The 14,116-nt window shown below is 55.3% G+C and carries 12 protein-coding genes; 3 read left to right on the top strand and 9 right to left on the bottom strand.

Going from position 1 to position 14,116, the window contains the following annotated elements; translation table 11 throughout:
• Positions 1-13 precede the first annotated feature (13 nt).
• Together BJP08_RS04035 and BJP08_RS04030 are read right to left on the bottom strand one after the other, a co-directional pair.
• Complete coding sequence (locus BJP08_RS04035; protein WP_071568376.1) at positions 14-2,578, bottom strand: RNA helicase; 2,565 nt, start codon at positions 2,576-2,578, stop codon at positions 14-16.
• Positions 2,579-2,593: 15 nt separating this feature from the next.
• Positions 2,594-3,634 carry a PAC2 family protein gene (locus tag BJP08_RS04030; protein ID WP_071568375.1) on the bottom strand — a complete coding sequence of 347 codons (1,041 nt, stop codon included), beginning with the start codon at positions 3,632-3,634 and terminating at the stop codon, positions 2,594-2,596.
• A gap of 135 nt (positions 3,635-3,769) precedes the next feature.
• Between BJP08_RS04030 and BJP08_RS04025 the strand changes: the two genes are divergently transcribed.
• Positions 3,770-4,927: a DUF4192 domain-containing protein gene (locus BJP08_RS04025; protein ID WP_071568374.1), complete on the top strand. Its 1,158-nt coding sequence runs from the start codon at positions 3,770-3,772 to the stop codon at positions 4,925-4,927.
• 17 nt (positions 4,928-4,944) lie between these two features.
• Here the strand turns inward: BJP08_RS04025 and BJP08_RS04020 are convergent, their stop codons facing one another.
• From BJP08_RS04020 to BJP08_RS04000, 5 genes are all read right to left on the bottom strand, one after another.
• Entirely contained in the window at positions 4,945-5,631 is a 687-nt protein-coding gene (locus tag BJP08_RS04020; RefSeq protein WP_071568373.1) for a metal-dependent transcriptional regulator, read from the bottom strand.
• Between the two features lie 135 nt (positions 5,632-5,766).
• Positions 5,767-6,762 (bottom strand): sigma-70 family RNA polymerase sigma factor, encoded by a 996-nt coding sequence (locus BJP08_RS04015; RefSeq protein WP_071568372.1) that lies wholly within the window; start codon positions 6,760-6,762, stop codon positions 5,767-5,769.
• A gap of 92 nt (positions 6,763-6,854) precedes the next feature.
• Positions 6,855-7,289 (bottom strand): D-aminoacyl-tRNA deacylase, encoded by a 435-nt coding sequence (gene dtd / locus BJP08_RS04010; RefSeq protein ID WP_071568371.1) that lies wholly within the window; start codon positions 7,287-7,289, stop codon positions 6,855-6,857.
• Positions 7,290-7,291: 2 nt separating this feature from the next.
• Positions 7,292-8,845, bottom strand: a complete 1,554-nt coding sequence (locus BJP08_RS04005; protein ID WP_071568370.1) for a class I SAM-dependent methyltransferase — start codon at positions 8,843-8,845, stop codon at positions 7,292-7,294.
• 5 nt (positions 8,846-8,850) lie between these two features.
• Entirely contained in the window at positions 8,851-9,327 is a 477-nt protein-coding gene (locus BJP08_RS04000) for a DUF3099 domain-containing protein (protein ID WP_071568369.1), read from the bottom strand.
• A gap of 51 nt (positions 9,328-9,378) precedes the next feature.
• Here BJP08_RS04000 and BJP08_RS03995 point away from each other — a divergent pair, with 51 nt between their 5' ends.
• Together BJP08_RS03995 and BJP08_RS03990 are read left to right on the top strand one after the other, a co-directional pair.
• Complete coding sequence (locus tag BJP08_RS03995) at positions 9,379-9,633, top strand: DUF3039 domain-containing protein (RefSeq protein ID WP_071566389.1); 255 nt, start codon at positions 9,379-9,381, stop codon at positions 9,631-9,633.
• A gap of 65 nt (positions 9,634-9,698) precedes the next feature.
• On the top strand, positions 9,699-11,411 hold the full coding sequence (locus BJP08_RS03990; RefSeq protein WP_143110021.1) for a DEAD/DEAH box helicase: 1,713 nt from the start codon (positions 9,699-9,701) through the stop codon (positions 11,409-11,411).
• A 64-nt stretch (positions 11,412-11,475) separates the two neighbouring features.
• Here BJP08_RS03990 and BJP08_RS03985 read toward each other — a convergent pair whose 3' ends face one another.
• Positions 11,476-12,933, bottom strand: coding sequence for an RNA polymerase sigma factor (locus BJP08_RS03985; protein ID WP_071568367.1), 1,458 nt, complete (start codon positions 12,931-12,933; stop codon positions 11,476-11,478).
• Positions 12,934-13,097: 164 nt separating this feature from the next.
• The gene (gene ppgK, locus BJP08_RS03980; protein ID WP_071568589.1) at positions 13,098-13,880 is read right to left on the bottom strand and encodes a polyphosphate--glucose phosphotransferase; all 783 of its coding nucleotides are present in this window, start codon (positions 13,878-13,880) and stop codon (positions 13,098-13,100) included.
• Positions 13,881-14,116 lie beyond the last annotated feature (236 nt).

Raw genomic sequence — 14,116 nt, 5'->3', positions numbered from 1 at the left:
ACCGGCTGGGGGACTACATCTGAAGCACGTTCAGGTCCCTCAGCCGCACCTCTCCCGCCTCATCAGAAGCGTCGAGGTCAACAACGCCGTGGAATTGAAAGCTGCGGTCTCCGCTCGGGTCCTTGAGTATTTGTACAACCTCCCAGAGACGCGAGCTTTCGTCTTTCACCCGGAAGTATTCTGGCCCACGTGCATCCGCATCGATGATGATGTCATCGTATTCGTCGAAGTAGGCGTCGAGAATTGAAGGCCAGTCGGGCCGCGCATCTGTCTCCAGGTAGTCGAGCATGGAGTCAAGCGCTTCTTCCTTTTCGAACGCGAACAATTCAACAAGTCTGAAGAAATAATTTCGGACCATGATCTTAAATGCCCTGCGATTAGCAGTGAGCGCGGTGGGATCTTCGACTCCGAACGCCAGCTCACGTTCGAGCACATCTTGGGAGATTGGGGCGTCGTCGTCAGCTAAGGTAGCCCACTCATCGATGAGCGAAGAGTCCACCTGCCGAATAAGCTCGCCGAGCCACACAATGATGTCTTCAAGCTCCTCTGTCATGTAAGCCTCGGGCACGGAATGAGAAAGAGTCCTCCATGCGTCGGTGAGATATCGAAGCACCGCGCCCTCTGAGCGAGAAAGGCCGTAGGTGGCGATAAGGTCAGAGAACGTCATCGCGTGTTCGATCATGTCGCGAACTACTGACTTTGGAGAAAGCTGCCATTCTTTCGCCCACGGGTTACTCGAGCAGTAGGTTTCAAACGCTTCTTCTAACTCTTCAGCCAGAGGCTGCGGGTAGCTCACGTCCTCGATGAGCGCCATGCGTTCTGTGTAATCAACGCCGTCTGCCTTCAGCGCTGCGATTTCTTCGCCACGAGCTGCTGACTGCTGAGCCTGAAGCACCTGGCGAGGGTCGTCCAAGATTGCCTCAAAAGCGGAGATAACGTTCAGCGAGTACGTCGAAGATTCGGGGTCAAGCACAGTGAGAAACGCAAGTGCAAAAGGGGACAGTGGCTGGTTGAGCGCAAAGTCCCTGTCCAGCTCTCGAGTGAGCGTATAAGGGCGGTACGCAGGAGAATCAGGGGTGCGTTCTACAATGTCAGCCTGAATAAGACCGCGGAACAAGTCGACCGCGGTGAGGATATCGCGGTTCTGCTTTGCGCGGGTGTCGTGGTTGCTGCGGATCAAGTGCTTCATGTGCTCGTAACCGTCCCCCGGACGAGCAATTACGTTGAGAAGCATCGAGTTCGAGACTTGAAACTGGCTAGTGAGCTCTTCCGGCTCTGCTGTTGTGAGGCGCTGGAAGGTTTTCTCCGACCATGTCACCTCGCCATCGCGAGCTGACTTCTTGTTGAGCTTCTTGAGTCGCTTCGGGTCGCCATTCGCGCGACGTCGCAGCTTCGCGTTTTCAATCTCGTGCTCTGGTGCTTCGACGACCACCGTGCCTTCCGTGTCATATCCTGCCCGACCAGCGCGGCCGGCGATCTGGTGAAACTCTCTCGACTTGAGGATGCGTTGCCTCGTTCCGTCATATTTCGCCAGACCGGTAATCAATACCGTACGAATCGGCACGTTGATCCCCACACCGAGCGTGTCCGTCCCGCAGATCACCTTCAAAAGTCCGGTTTGAGAAAGCTTTTCGACGAGCCGTCGATACTTCGGCAGCATTCCCGCATGGTGAATACCGATCCCTTTTCGGAGCAATCTTGATAGCGTCTTGCCGAAAGTAGTGGTGAACCTAAAATTCCCGATCTCATCCGCGATGCGTTGCTTTTCCTCAGCGTTGACGAACTTCATACTGGTGAGAGCCTGAGCACGTTCAGCAGCCTCCCGTTGTGAAAAATGGACAACATAGATCGGCGCTTTGTTATCCGCCAAAAGCTCTTCGATCGTCTCGTGCACGGGGGAGAAGACGTAACTGAAATCGAGTGGCACTGGACGCTCCGATCCACCAACATACGTGGTTGGTCGGCCGGTGCGTTTTGTGAGATCTTTTTCGATCCAATCAGTTTCTCCGAGGGTAGCGGACATCAAAAGGAACTGTGCTTGGGGTAGCTCTAATAGAGGCACCTGCCAAGCCCATCCTCGGTCAGGCTCTGAATAGTAATGAAACTCGTCCATAACGACTTGCTGGATCTTGGCATGCTCGCCCTCGCGCAGCGCAATGTTCGCGACGATTTCGGCGGTGGCGGCGATAATAGGAGCGCCACTGTTGACGGTAGCGTCTCCAGTCATCATGCCAACGTTCTCCGCGCCAAAGATTTCGCAGAGAGCGAAAAACTTTTCGCTCACGAGTGCTTTAATCGGCGCAGTATAAAACGAGCGTTGCCCACGCGCCATGGCGATGAAATGCGCAGCATTTGCCACCATAGACTTTCCCGACCCGGTGGGCGTAGCCAGGATCACGTTGTCCCCCGAGAGCAGCGCAAGCGACGCCTCTTCTTGTGCCTCGTACAGGGAAATCCCCCGACTCTTCGTCCATGCAGTGAAGGAATCCCAGACTGCCTCTTCAAAAAGGTCCGTGGGAACGTCGTCGAGGTCTGCAAGAAAAGTAGAAAGAGTCACGCCACCTACCGTAGCCGACATCGCTGCGAAAAGCCGTTACTCGTTATCCTCATCCGTCGGTTGAGCTGGATCGATGTAGTAAAAATCCTGCAAGGCCTCGCTGAGATCATTACCGAAAGGTAATCCGCGTTGCCCATCGACTATCGGTCGACTTTGCTGGTCCTCAATTGCGGTCAGGTAGTTCTCGAACGCTTCGCTGATTTCTTCACCGGAAGGAACCTGCGCTTCACCAGGCATTTTTGCGTTTGGGTTGCTTCTGCGATATTCCTCGACCTCACGATCGTAGTGTTGCTCCAGTGCCGAAACGACTTGAGCAATTTCCTTCGAAGCTCCTGTCTGCTCTGCAAGCTGCCGCTGGACATTCGTAATCTCCTGCTCAAGCGCACGGAGAGGCAACTGGAGATCAGCAGTATCTTCGACTGCCTGCATCAACTGGAACGCTGCCATCGGGTACGGCGAGTTCGCAATGTAGTGGGGGACATGTGCGGTAAAACCGGCGACCTTTTCCCCTCGCTTGTCCAGCTCCCGCTCAATCATGATTGACGCAGCCCCGGGCACGGTAATGATGCCGTCGAACAGATACTTGTCTTTCACGAGGCTCTCGTGATTACCGTGCGTAGAGACGACTACAGGACGTGTGTGAGGTGCGGCTACAGGGGCAGCGTAGAGGCAGAGTGTCTGCTCCACACCGAACTGAACCGCTAAATCTGCTACGGATTTGCTGAACGCTTCCCACCGTAGGTCCGGCTCCGGGCCACTAAGCAATAGAAACGGGGTATCAACGGCATCACGCACCACACGAAGATCGATGCCGATTTCCTCGATGTCGGCTATCGAATGGTTCGCAAGAGTCACTGCGGGCCTTCGCGAACGGTAGTCGATGAGCTCATCGTTATTAAAGGTCGCTAATGTGCGGGTTTCTAACGCGGCGTTGAGGTGATTCGATACCCCTTCAATTGCATGTCCGGCGTCCGCATATCCCTGTAACGCAACGATTAACGTCGGTCCCTCGGAGGATTCGCCGAGACCCGCGGGAGACGGGTACTCAAGTTCATACATGCGATTATTCGTTGGCATGACCGCTCCTAGCATTACTAAATAAGGTTTTCTTCGTCGTTACGCACAACGTTTTGTGTGAACAAATATTCCTGCTAAAGATAACGGATTCTAGCAAAGAGGGAACCGAACCCGTACTAGCTACGTCTAACTTGTATGAAAATAAACGCAGCTAATTCATCACTTTTTGGCCCATCAGACATCATTGCCGCCCTGCCAGGGGTCTTAGGCTTTTACCCACAAGAATCTGTCGTCGTGCTCGGGATATTGCCGGACAGTCAAGACGCAGGCGGGCTTCAGCTAGGGCCGGTAGTGCGCGTCGATCTTGCCCGTCTCGATGCATTAGTAGAAAACCTTAAAACCGATACATCGCAGTACCTGCTAGGCGATGATGTCCTTGCGTATCTAGGGATCATTGTGAGCCGTATCCCAGATTCGGATCTTGTAATAGGAGCAACTGAGCGCTTGCACTACCTGGAAGAAGAAACCGGTTTCAAAATCGATCTTTGTTGGCATGTTTCTGAAATCGCACAGGGCACACCATACACATTGCTATTCGGGCCTTCGGAAGTACCAGATGGAGAGTATACGCTCAGCGCATCCCTTATTAGCGGTTCCGTGGCATCAGTCATTTCGTCCCCGTCGATGCGTCCTTACGTCGAGCAAGGAATTTTGCCAGAGCTTGATCGGGGAGACACCTTTGAATATTTTGAACCAATTGATACTGAGTCAGTGCATGTAGCAAAGGAAATCCAAGAGAAGACACGTAAAAATGGGCTTCGACTTCTCAAAGACTTGTGGGAAAGCAGCATCCAGGAGCAGGGAAAATCATCAGCGCAACTGGCGAAGCACGAGATTGAAAACACCATCGACGATCTGCTTCGATCACCGGAATCATGCTTGATCGGTCAGCGTGATGTTCCACCGCCGAGCGAGATGTCAGAACCTATGCGTAACGCACTGGAAGGACTAGCGGCGCTGCTTACGCATGCGCTCCTGCGGGATACGCTGATCCCTGCGATCCTCAAACACCCAAAGCGTGTGGCTGGGCCGCTTTTGTTCTTAGCGCGACACGCTGAAGGCACCGTAAGGGCAAACGCACTTGCACTATGGGCGATCGTTGCGGTGCGCTGCGAGCTAGGGTCTTGGGCAGGAGTTGCGCTGCAGTGCGCATTGCAAGAAATGCCAGACCACTCATTGAGCGATGTGCTCCTACAACTGCTTGCTATTGGTCAGTATGAAGGCTTGTTGCACGCAGTGCAGGAGGGCGGGGAAGCAGTTTGGATGCAGTTAGAACTGCTCGCAGACTGTTAACGTTGAGTGACAGGCGTCTACACCAGCTCGACACGTACCGCGTGTGCAAGATCGTCGGGGATGATGAAACTGCGCTTGTCCGCTAGGCGCAACTGCACTCCACCGTCTTCAAGCGCGGACAGTTCGGCCTTTTGGCCAACGATGTCGCCCAAGCCGACGAGCTCTGGCACACGCTCTGCCTCGAGCTGTAGAATCTCACTGATCTGGACGACAACGCCCTCGCGCTCGTGAGACAGATCCAGATCGGTTGCGCGAGTTCCAAGTTCAGGATTCGAAGCCTGCGGCGCACCGATCTTGTCCAGTGCTGGGATCGGGTTTCCAAATGGGGAGACCTGGGGGTGATCAAGCACCTCGTACACGCGCTTCTCGACAGCTTCACTCATCACGTGTTCCCAGCGGCAAGCCTCATCGTGAACCTGCTCAATGTTCAACTTGAGAATATCGGTGAGTAAGCATTCTGCGAGGCGGTGCTTGCGCATCACAGCAGTCGCGCGGGCGCGACCCTCGTCAGTAAGCGACAATGAACGATCTGTTTCAACTACTATTAGGCCATCTCGTTCCATGCGCGCAACGGTTTGAGAGACAGTCGGTCCCGACTGTTCCAGCCGCTCCGCGATCCGTGCGCGGAGCGGGACGATGCCCTCTTCCTCAAGTTCGTAAACTGTACGCAAATACATTTCTGTTGTGTCTACGAGATCACGCACGTGAAACTCCCTTGCTTCAATAACTTGTTGTGAATGCCTGGCGCCGCGCTTCACGCAGCCGCTAGGTCAACGCTCATCTATGATTGCTATGGTAACCCAAAAAATTATTGGCTGCGGAACGCTTCGCATTGACAGCTACATTGCATAGTCTCTGAGGCGCTCTGCACGATCACCAACGCGAAGCTTTGCCATAACCTCACGTTCAATCTGGCGTACTCGCTCGCGAGAAAGTCCAAACTTTCGGCCAATCTGGTCCAACGTTCGTGGGACGCCGTCGGTCAATCCATATCGCATACGGATCACGTCCTGCTCGCGTTGTTCCAGACCGTTGATAACATCCTGGATGTCATCATGCCGCAACACGGAGACGACTGCGTCTTCGGCATCTGTAGCTTCCGCATCCTCAATGAAATCGCCCAGTGGAGCTTCCTCATCGGCTCCAACTGGCATATCAAGACTCACCGGGTCCCGAGACTGGCGAAGAAGCAACTCGATCTTTTCTTCTTCGATACCTGACTCTTCTGCGAGCTCCTCATTGGTAGGTTCCCGGCCAAAGGACTGGTACATTTCGCGACGGATTCGTGAGAGTTTGTTGACCTGTTCCACGAGGTGCACGGGTAGGCGAATGGTGCGAGACTGATCCGCCATGCCGCGAGTGATGGCCTGACGGATCCACCACGTTGCATACGTCGAAAACTTGAAGCCCTTGGCGTAATCAAACTTTTCCATCGCACGGATCAGGCCAAGGTTGCCCTCTTGAATCAGATCAAGCAGCGGCATCCCGCGCCCGGTGTAGCGTTTCGCAAGCGACACCACCAGACGGAGATTCGCTTCAAGGAGATGTGCTCGAGCCTTGCGCCCTTGCTTTGCAAGAATCTTATAGTCGCGCTTTTGGGCGCGGGTAAGCTTGCAGTCGGGGTCGTCAAGCAGCTGTTGGGCATACAAGCCAACCTCGATTTGTTGGGCTAGTTCGACTTCTTCTTCCGCATCGAGCAGGGCAGTCTTGCCAATGCCATTAAGGTACACACGAACAAGGTCAGCCGACGGGTTGTCGTTCGTCTGGTTACGACGACTACCGCGGTCAACCTTTTCTTCATTGTCCGCTGTTAAGGTCTGACTCTGCGACGTCATTGAGCGCTGCCTCCTTGGACGAGTGGAACAGGTAATCTTCTACATGCTCAACGATCTTGGCCACATTTTTGTTCCCGGTGGCGAAAACCGTGCTAGGCCTCGACAATTACCGTGAACGGTCCATCGTTGATACTGTGCACCTTCATATGAGCCCCGAACTTTCCCTCGGCGACGGCGATACCGCGCTCTCGCAGGTACGCTGCTATTTTTTCGATGATGGGTGCCGCTTTATCGCCAGGGGCAGCGTCACTCCATGAGGGCCTCCGCCCTTTGGCGGTCCTGCCCATGAGCGTAAATTGGCTGACGAGCAACACTGGGGCTTCTGCGGTCTCTACCGATTTCTCGCCCTCAAGGATCCGCAACTCGGCAATCTTGCGTGCTACCGTTTCCCAAGTATCGTCAGAGTCATCGCGCCCAACCCCGACGAGCGCCAAAACCCCTCCTGTGTCTGGGCATTCAATGGCACCTACGACTTCGCCATCGACGGTGACGCTCGCGCTCGTAACCCGTGAGAGTACTGCTTTCACTGTTATTCCACCTCTGCAATTTCTGATGGCAGCACGACGCCGTGGCGGATAAGGTCCACGACGGCTGCAACCGTTTGGTTTTCTAACTCTTCCAGGTCCTCCGGGGCGTCAATGCCCCGAGATACAGCCAAGATTCCGATCACGTCACGCAGCGGTAAGCCTGCTGGGTGCAGGCCTGCCAGCACAGTTTGAAGTGCATCATCCAGCGAATGTGAGAAACGTGGCCCGTCCATTCGCGTAATGCGAAGCTGTTCGCGGTTGAACCCCATCCCTTCCGCAGCGTTTGGAATCCTGATATCTTCAATCGCAACAGTCGGTCGGACCAGATAGGTGGCATCCAATACGTCGGCGGTGGTGTTTTGGCGAAGCCAAGCTTGGCGCAGGAAGTACTCTTCTACTTCAGGTCCCAGGGGGTCCGTGAATTGTTGGGTCAATTCCTCGGCAGTAATCTCCGAAGATAGATTCCCGGTACGGTGCATGAAAATCCAGCCAAACCCGATAGCACGAACACCAGCTGACTGGAAGTAGTCCAACCACTGTTGTGCACGGGCAATGCCTTCGTCTCTCCTCAGATCGACCGACTCATCCTTAAGCCACGTTGCAACGTAGGTTTCGGGGTCGACAACCTCGCGCTGAAGCACCCACGCGCTCACCCCTTCTGAAGGGATCCAGCTCGCAACCCTCGTCTGCCACGCCTCTCCATCAACATGTGCCCATGCGCCGAGCATGCACAGCAGACCATCGTCGGCGAGATGCTCGGGTGCTTGTTCCGTCACGAGCCGGGTAGCTTCGTCGAGTGGCATGCCTGAGTCTCGGTATACATGGCCAACTTCTGGAAGCCCAACAACGAACGGCGGGTTTGCAATAATCCTGTCGAATTTGTCGCCTGCGACTGGCTCAAACCAGGAGCCTTCGCGCAGCTCTACGTTCGTGATTCCGTTCATCTCGAGGGTAGCGTGCGCTAGCTCGATTGCCCGTGGATGAATGTCCGTTCCGACTATCCGGCCTGCAAAACCAGATTGTGCGACCGAGAGCACGCCCGATCCTGTCCCAAGGTCTAAAACAGTCGCAACCGGTGTGCTCGGGATAGCGTGCATGAGTGACTTCGACGCTGCGCCTACTCCGAGTACATGATCCTTGCCCGGAACAATCGCAGACGTAGAGGCGTCGAGATCTGAAACAACAATCTGATGCTGCTGCGATAGCAGATGGGGACGGACATCGTACGTAACCTCGTATTGCTGTTCAGAGACTTGGCGAAATACACCGGCGCTGATCAGCCGTTCAGTAAGAGGCGCGCCAAACAATGCTTCGAGCTCGTTCAAGGCTGTCGGTCGGCGCAGCAACAACGTAGATATCGCAAGACCGACCTCGTCATCGGCGTTGCAACGACGCAGGACGGCGCCAACTTCGCCTCGGTACAACGCGTTATAGGCATTTGGTCCGAGGTAGCTTCCGATTGATGAAGTCGTATAGGGAAGTGCGCGCAAACACTCGCCAAGCTCTCGCGCAAGGCCAGGGTTTTGGCCGAACGCTGTACAAGAAGTCTCTGTCATATCTGTTACTCCGATTGAGATTCATGGTCGATGACCGCTGGTGGCATATCGACCGAAGCGTCATGCGAGGATAGTTGTTGCTGCGACTGTTCCTCCAATGCAGCATAAGCGCGACTCAACGCAGGCTTATAGACGTTCTTTTCTCGTGGGTCCCGTGCCTCACCCTTCGCATTGCCCAACATCACCGCGATCCACGGCAATGGAACCGACACAATGAAAAGGATCGATGCGATCCACCAGTTACCGAGCCACCAAGCCGATGCGATTGATAACAAGATGAACGGAACACGTAGCGCCTGCAGCCAGAGGTACTGCGCCTCTCTGCTCTGAAGGTTCTGCTCCGGGCTCCGCTTCGCATCCGTGATCAAGGCACGTCGACGTCTGGAGCGAAGACCGTGAAAAAGGAAATGCTTGCGGTCATTGATTTCGACTTCCGCATCGATTGAGGGATGCTCTCGCGCCTCGCCCTTTCTCTCGTTCATAAATACACAGGTTAGCGCCTCAGCTTAAAAACTTCGCCAAAGTGGGGCATGATGGGAGTCGTGAATACGACGACGAAGACTCTTGAGCGCACAGACCTCCGGGAAGACACATCGTCTAGTAACGACGATGGGACCCCGAAGTTTTTCCACTACGTGAAGAAGGACCAGATTTTCGACTCCGCGATTTCAGGCAAAGTCGTAGTCGCACTGTGTGGCAAAACATTTCCCGTAAAGAAGCAAGCGAAGCCAGGATCACCAGTATGCCCTGACTGCGAACGCATCTATAAGGGGCTGCGTCGGAAGTGACAGCCTCGGGTACGTCGGCCGGGCCTCAGCTGCGAGCATGGCAGCAAGAGGCCCTCGATTCATTTATGCGCACCAAGCCCAGAGACTTTCTCGCAGTGGCAACCCCTGGTGCAGGTAAGACGACATTTGCACTAACCCTTGCCAGCAAACTCCACGCCACAAAAGCGGTCCAGCGCATCATCGTTGTTGTGCCCACGGAGCACCTAAAACACCAGTGGTCACAGTCGGCCGCGAGGTTTGGACTCTCACTAGATCCGAACTTCACCAACGCATCAGCCGTAAATCCTGCCTACGACGGCATCGTCGTTACATACGCACAGATCGGGATGCACCCATTCAAGCATCACGCTGTAGCGACTGCGCGTCGAAGCCTGGTAATCCTCGACGAGATCCACCACGCAGGCGATGCAAAAAGCTGGGGAGATGGTGTATACGAGGCATACAACGACGTCGAACACCGCCTAGCCCTCACAGGCACACCATTTCGCTCCGACGATTCCCAAATCCCGTTCGTCCGATACGTCGAAGATGGCGAGGGGCATCTGGTCTCACAAGCGGACTACACATACGGGTACTCTCACGCACTGGCCGACGGCGTCGTCCGCCCCGTCGTCTTCCTGGCATACTCCGGCGAAGCTCAGTGGAAAGACTCTGCGGGGGAAGAATACTCTGCCCGGCTCGGGGAGCCTCTCAACGCCGAGCAAACCGCACGCGCTTGGAAAACCGCTCTCGACCCGAAAGGGGACTGGATTAAAGCAGTCCTGCAAGCAGCACATACTCGACTGAAAAAACTCCGTGCGAACATGCCAGACGCCGGAGGCCTCGTCATCGCAACAAACAAAACTACAGCAAGAGCCTACGCGAAGATCCTCTCAACGATCTCGAGCACACCCGTCACCGTTGTTCTCTCGGACGAAGCCGGGGCATCCGACCGAATCGACGAGTTCTCTGCCTCCACCGACGAATGGATGGTCGCAGTCAGGATGGTCTCCGAAGGCGTCGACGTCCCCCGATTGGCAGTTGGCGTCTACGCGACATCAGCCTCGACACCGCTGTTTTTTGCCCAGGCAATTGGACGATTCGTCCGCTCTCGAATGCCAGGCGAATCAGCATCAGTTTTCTTGCCCTCCGTGCCAGTCCTTCTCCGTCTTGCAGAAGAAATGGAAGTGTCACGCGACCATGTCTTGGGCAAACCCCATCGAGAGTCAGGATGGTCCGACGAACTGCTCGCACAAGCAAACCAAGTGCAAAACGAACCAGACGACAACCCCTCCTACGAGGCCATCGGCGCCTCCGCAGAGCTCGATTCACTAATTTTCGACGGCTCCACCTACGGCACACCAACCTTGGCCGGATCAGCCGAGGAACAAGACTTCCTCGGCCTTCCGGGCCTACTCGACGAAGAGCAAGTCAAAACGCTGCTTCGCAAACGGCAGAGCGATCAACTCGACGCCCGCGAAGCCGAAGAAAAGGCAAGAAAGGCAGCGGAGCGCGAAGCCCGCGAACGCGCAGAAGTGCTCGGGGAGCGCCCCACTCCATCTGGGGCAGCCACCCGTGCAGTCGCGCCGGGGAGCAGTGAAGACGGATCGGTGGCTGCCGACGAGATACCGCAGTTGAGAAAGGAACTCAACGCTCGCGTTGCAATCGTTGCGGGAAAGACCGGGCGCCCGCATGGCGCGATTCATACAGAAGCGCGCAAGGCGTGTGGTGGCCCTCCGACGGCGCTTTGCAATGCGGAGCAGCTTCGCGCGCGCATTGCATATCTGCGTGATTGGTAAAAGCTAAAACCCGGTAGGAGAGAGCTGGTCTCCTACCGGGTTCGTTGCTTCGTCGCGACGTTTCCTAGTCGAGGTAGTCACGCAGCACCTGCGAACGAGATGGGTGGCGAAGTTTCGACATCGTCTTCGATTCGATCTGGCGAATACGTTCGCGCGTCACACCGTAGACCTGGCCGATCTCATCCAATGTGCGTGGCATACCGTCCGTCAAGCCGAACCGGAGACGCACGACGCCGGCTTCACGTTCAGAAAGAGTGTGAAGTACGTCCTGCAACTGGTCCTGCAGTAGGGTGAACGAAACCGCGTCAACGGCCACGACGGCCTCGGAGTCCTCGATGAAGTCGCCGAGCTGGCTGTCACCTTCGTCGCCAATTGTCTGGTCCAACGAAATTGGCTCACGGGCGTACTGCTGGATTTCCAGTACCTTCTCCTCGGTGATGTCCATTTCTTTCGCCAGTTCGAGTGGCGTCGGTTCGCGTCCGAGGTCCTGCAGAAGCTCACGCTGGATGCGGCCGAGCTTGTTGATGACCTCGACCATGTGGACCGGAATACGAATCGTGCGGGCCTGGTCCGCCATCGCGCGTGTAATGGCCTGACGAATCCACCACGTTGCGTAGGTGGAGAACTTATAGCCCTTGGAGTAATCGAACTTCTCAACTGCACGAATCAGGCCAAGGTTGCCTTCTTGGATGAGGTCCAAAAACGCCATTCCGCGCCCGGTGTAGCGCTTTGCCAATGAGACAACGAGACGAAGGTTAGCCTCAAGCAGGTGGTTCTTCGCCTTCCGTCCATCGCGTGCGACGGCGCGGAAGTCGCGCTTCACAGCAGGGGTGAGCCGTGCCTCTTTGTCGCCCTCTTCTGCCGCGCGGGCCATTTCGTCGAGACGGTGCTGTGCGTACAGCCCAGCCTCAATGCGCTTAGCGAGCGACACTTCCTGTTCAGCATCGAGAAGCGCCACTTTGCCGATCTGCTTCAAGTATGCGCGCACGGAGTCCGCTGAAGCAGTGAGTTGCGCATCCTTGCGGGCTTGGCGAAGGGCAGCAGATTCCTCAATGTCCCAGACCGAAGAGCCGTCGTTCTCGTCGTCGTCCTCGTCTTCATCGCCGAGGTGCTCGTCAAACTCTTCGTCGTCATCTTCGGCAGTCAGTGGGTCGAACTCTTGCTCCTGGCCGGAATCCTCCAAGGATTCATCTATTTCTTCCGAGGTGGAGCCGTCAGATGTGACCTCATCAGTCTCTGGAGATACAGCCTTCTTCGCAGCGGTCTTCCTGACCGACTTCTTTGCTTTCTTGGCCGTCTTCTTTGCAGTCTTGCGAGTCGTTTTCTTTGCAGTCTTCTTAGCAGTCTTTTTAGCGGTTTTCTTCACCGCTTTTTTGGCGGCTTTTTTGGCGGTCGCTGAGCCGTCAATTACGCCGCCAGAGGTGCTCTCTGCTGCATCGTTGACGGAGTTTTTGCCTGAAGCTTCGCTGGCTACCACGTACGCCCTTTCGCCTTGTGAACTGGTTGATGCTTGTGCGGACACCGTAGCCTCCTTACAACAAGGGTTGACGGGAAGCCACTCTGGTGAAAGCAGACCAGCTCCTGCCGGCCTGCTTTCCTAGCGTACGCAAACTGTGCTGAATTTTCAGAACGCCTATCTTAACAGCAATGTCAAGCCGTTTCCCGATAGGCGTCGGTTTGCGAATTCTACGGTGCTAGGTGCTCCGAAGCTGCCATCGCAGCTCCAACGATACCTGCGCGGTTGCGGAGTGTAGCGACGACAACAGGAGTCTCGACGGTCAAGAGCGGAATCCACTTGTCTGACTTTCTGGAGATACCGCCACCGACAACAAAGCACTCTGGGTTAAAGAGTCGCTCATATTCGTGCAGTACCTTATCGACGCGCTTCGCCCACTTTTTAAAGCTGAGGTCTTCGCGTTGCTTCACTGCAGACGATGCAATATGTTCCGCCTCTTTCTTATTGACGGTCAAGTGTCCGATTTCCGTGTTAGGGAAGAGGTGGCCGTCTACAAGGAATGCTGATCCGATACCTGTACCGAACGTCAAGAAGATGACTGAGCCGCTACGTGCGCGCTCGTTGCCGAACGCAACTTCGGCGAGTCCAGCGGCGTCTGCGTCGTTAAGAACGGTGACCGCGCGGTCGGGGAGGTGCTGCCCGAATAGCTCGTGAACGTCGGTGTCGATCCAGGACGGATCAATATTGGCAGCACTTTTCGCGATCTGGTGCTGAATCACTGACGGCAAAGTCACCCCGACTGGGCCGTCCCACTCATGGAGACGCACGATCTCAGCCACGGTAGAAGCTACTGACTCAGGGGTTGCCGGCTGCGGCGTTGCGATTTTAATCCTGTCGCCGACGAATTCACCGGTCTGGAGATCGACGATGGCGCCTTTTATGCCGGAGCCTCCGACATCAACTCCCATGCCGTAGTGCTCGTTGGCACAATCATTTGTACTTGTTGTAGTCATAACAATGAGCATACAAAAGGTGTGCTCATTGCGCATGCTGAACTCGTCGCTCCGTTTCGGCTTTTGCTTACGTTGGGGCGTCGCGGCCCAAAAACTGTCGTCTTTCCTTAAGATGTACGTGCAGGATAAAGCTCCAATTAGCGTATTGACCTCGTAATATGACATACAGCGTCGAGTGCTTTATTATTCGGCTCCAAACCTATTAATAGGCTGGGGCCTGCTACAGGAAATACATA

This window comes from Corynebacterium sp. NML140438 (assembly GCF_001875725.1).
GTDB lineage: Bacteria > Actinomycetota > Actinomycetes > Mycobacteriales > Mycobacteriaceae > Corynebacterium.
Note: the sequence above shows the minus strand (reverse complement) of the source record. Positions and strands in the feature narration are given on the sequence as shown.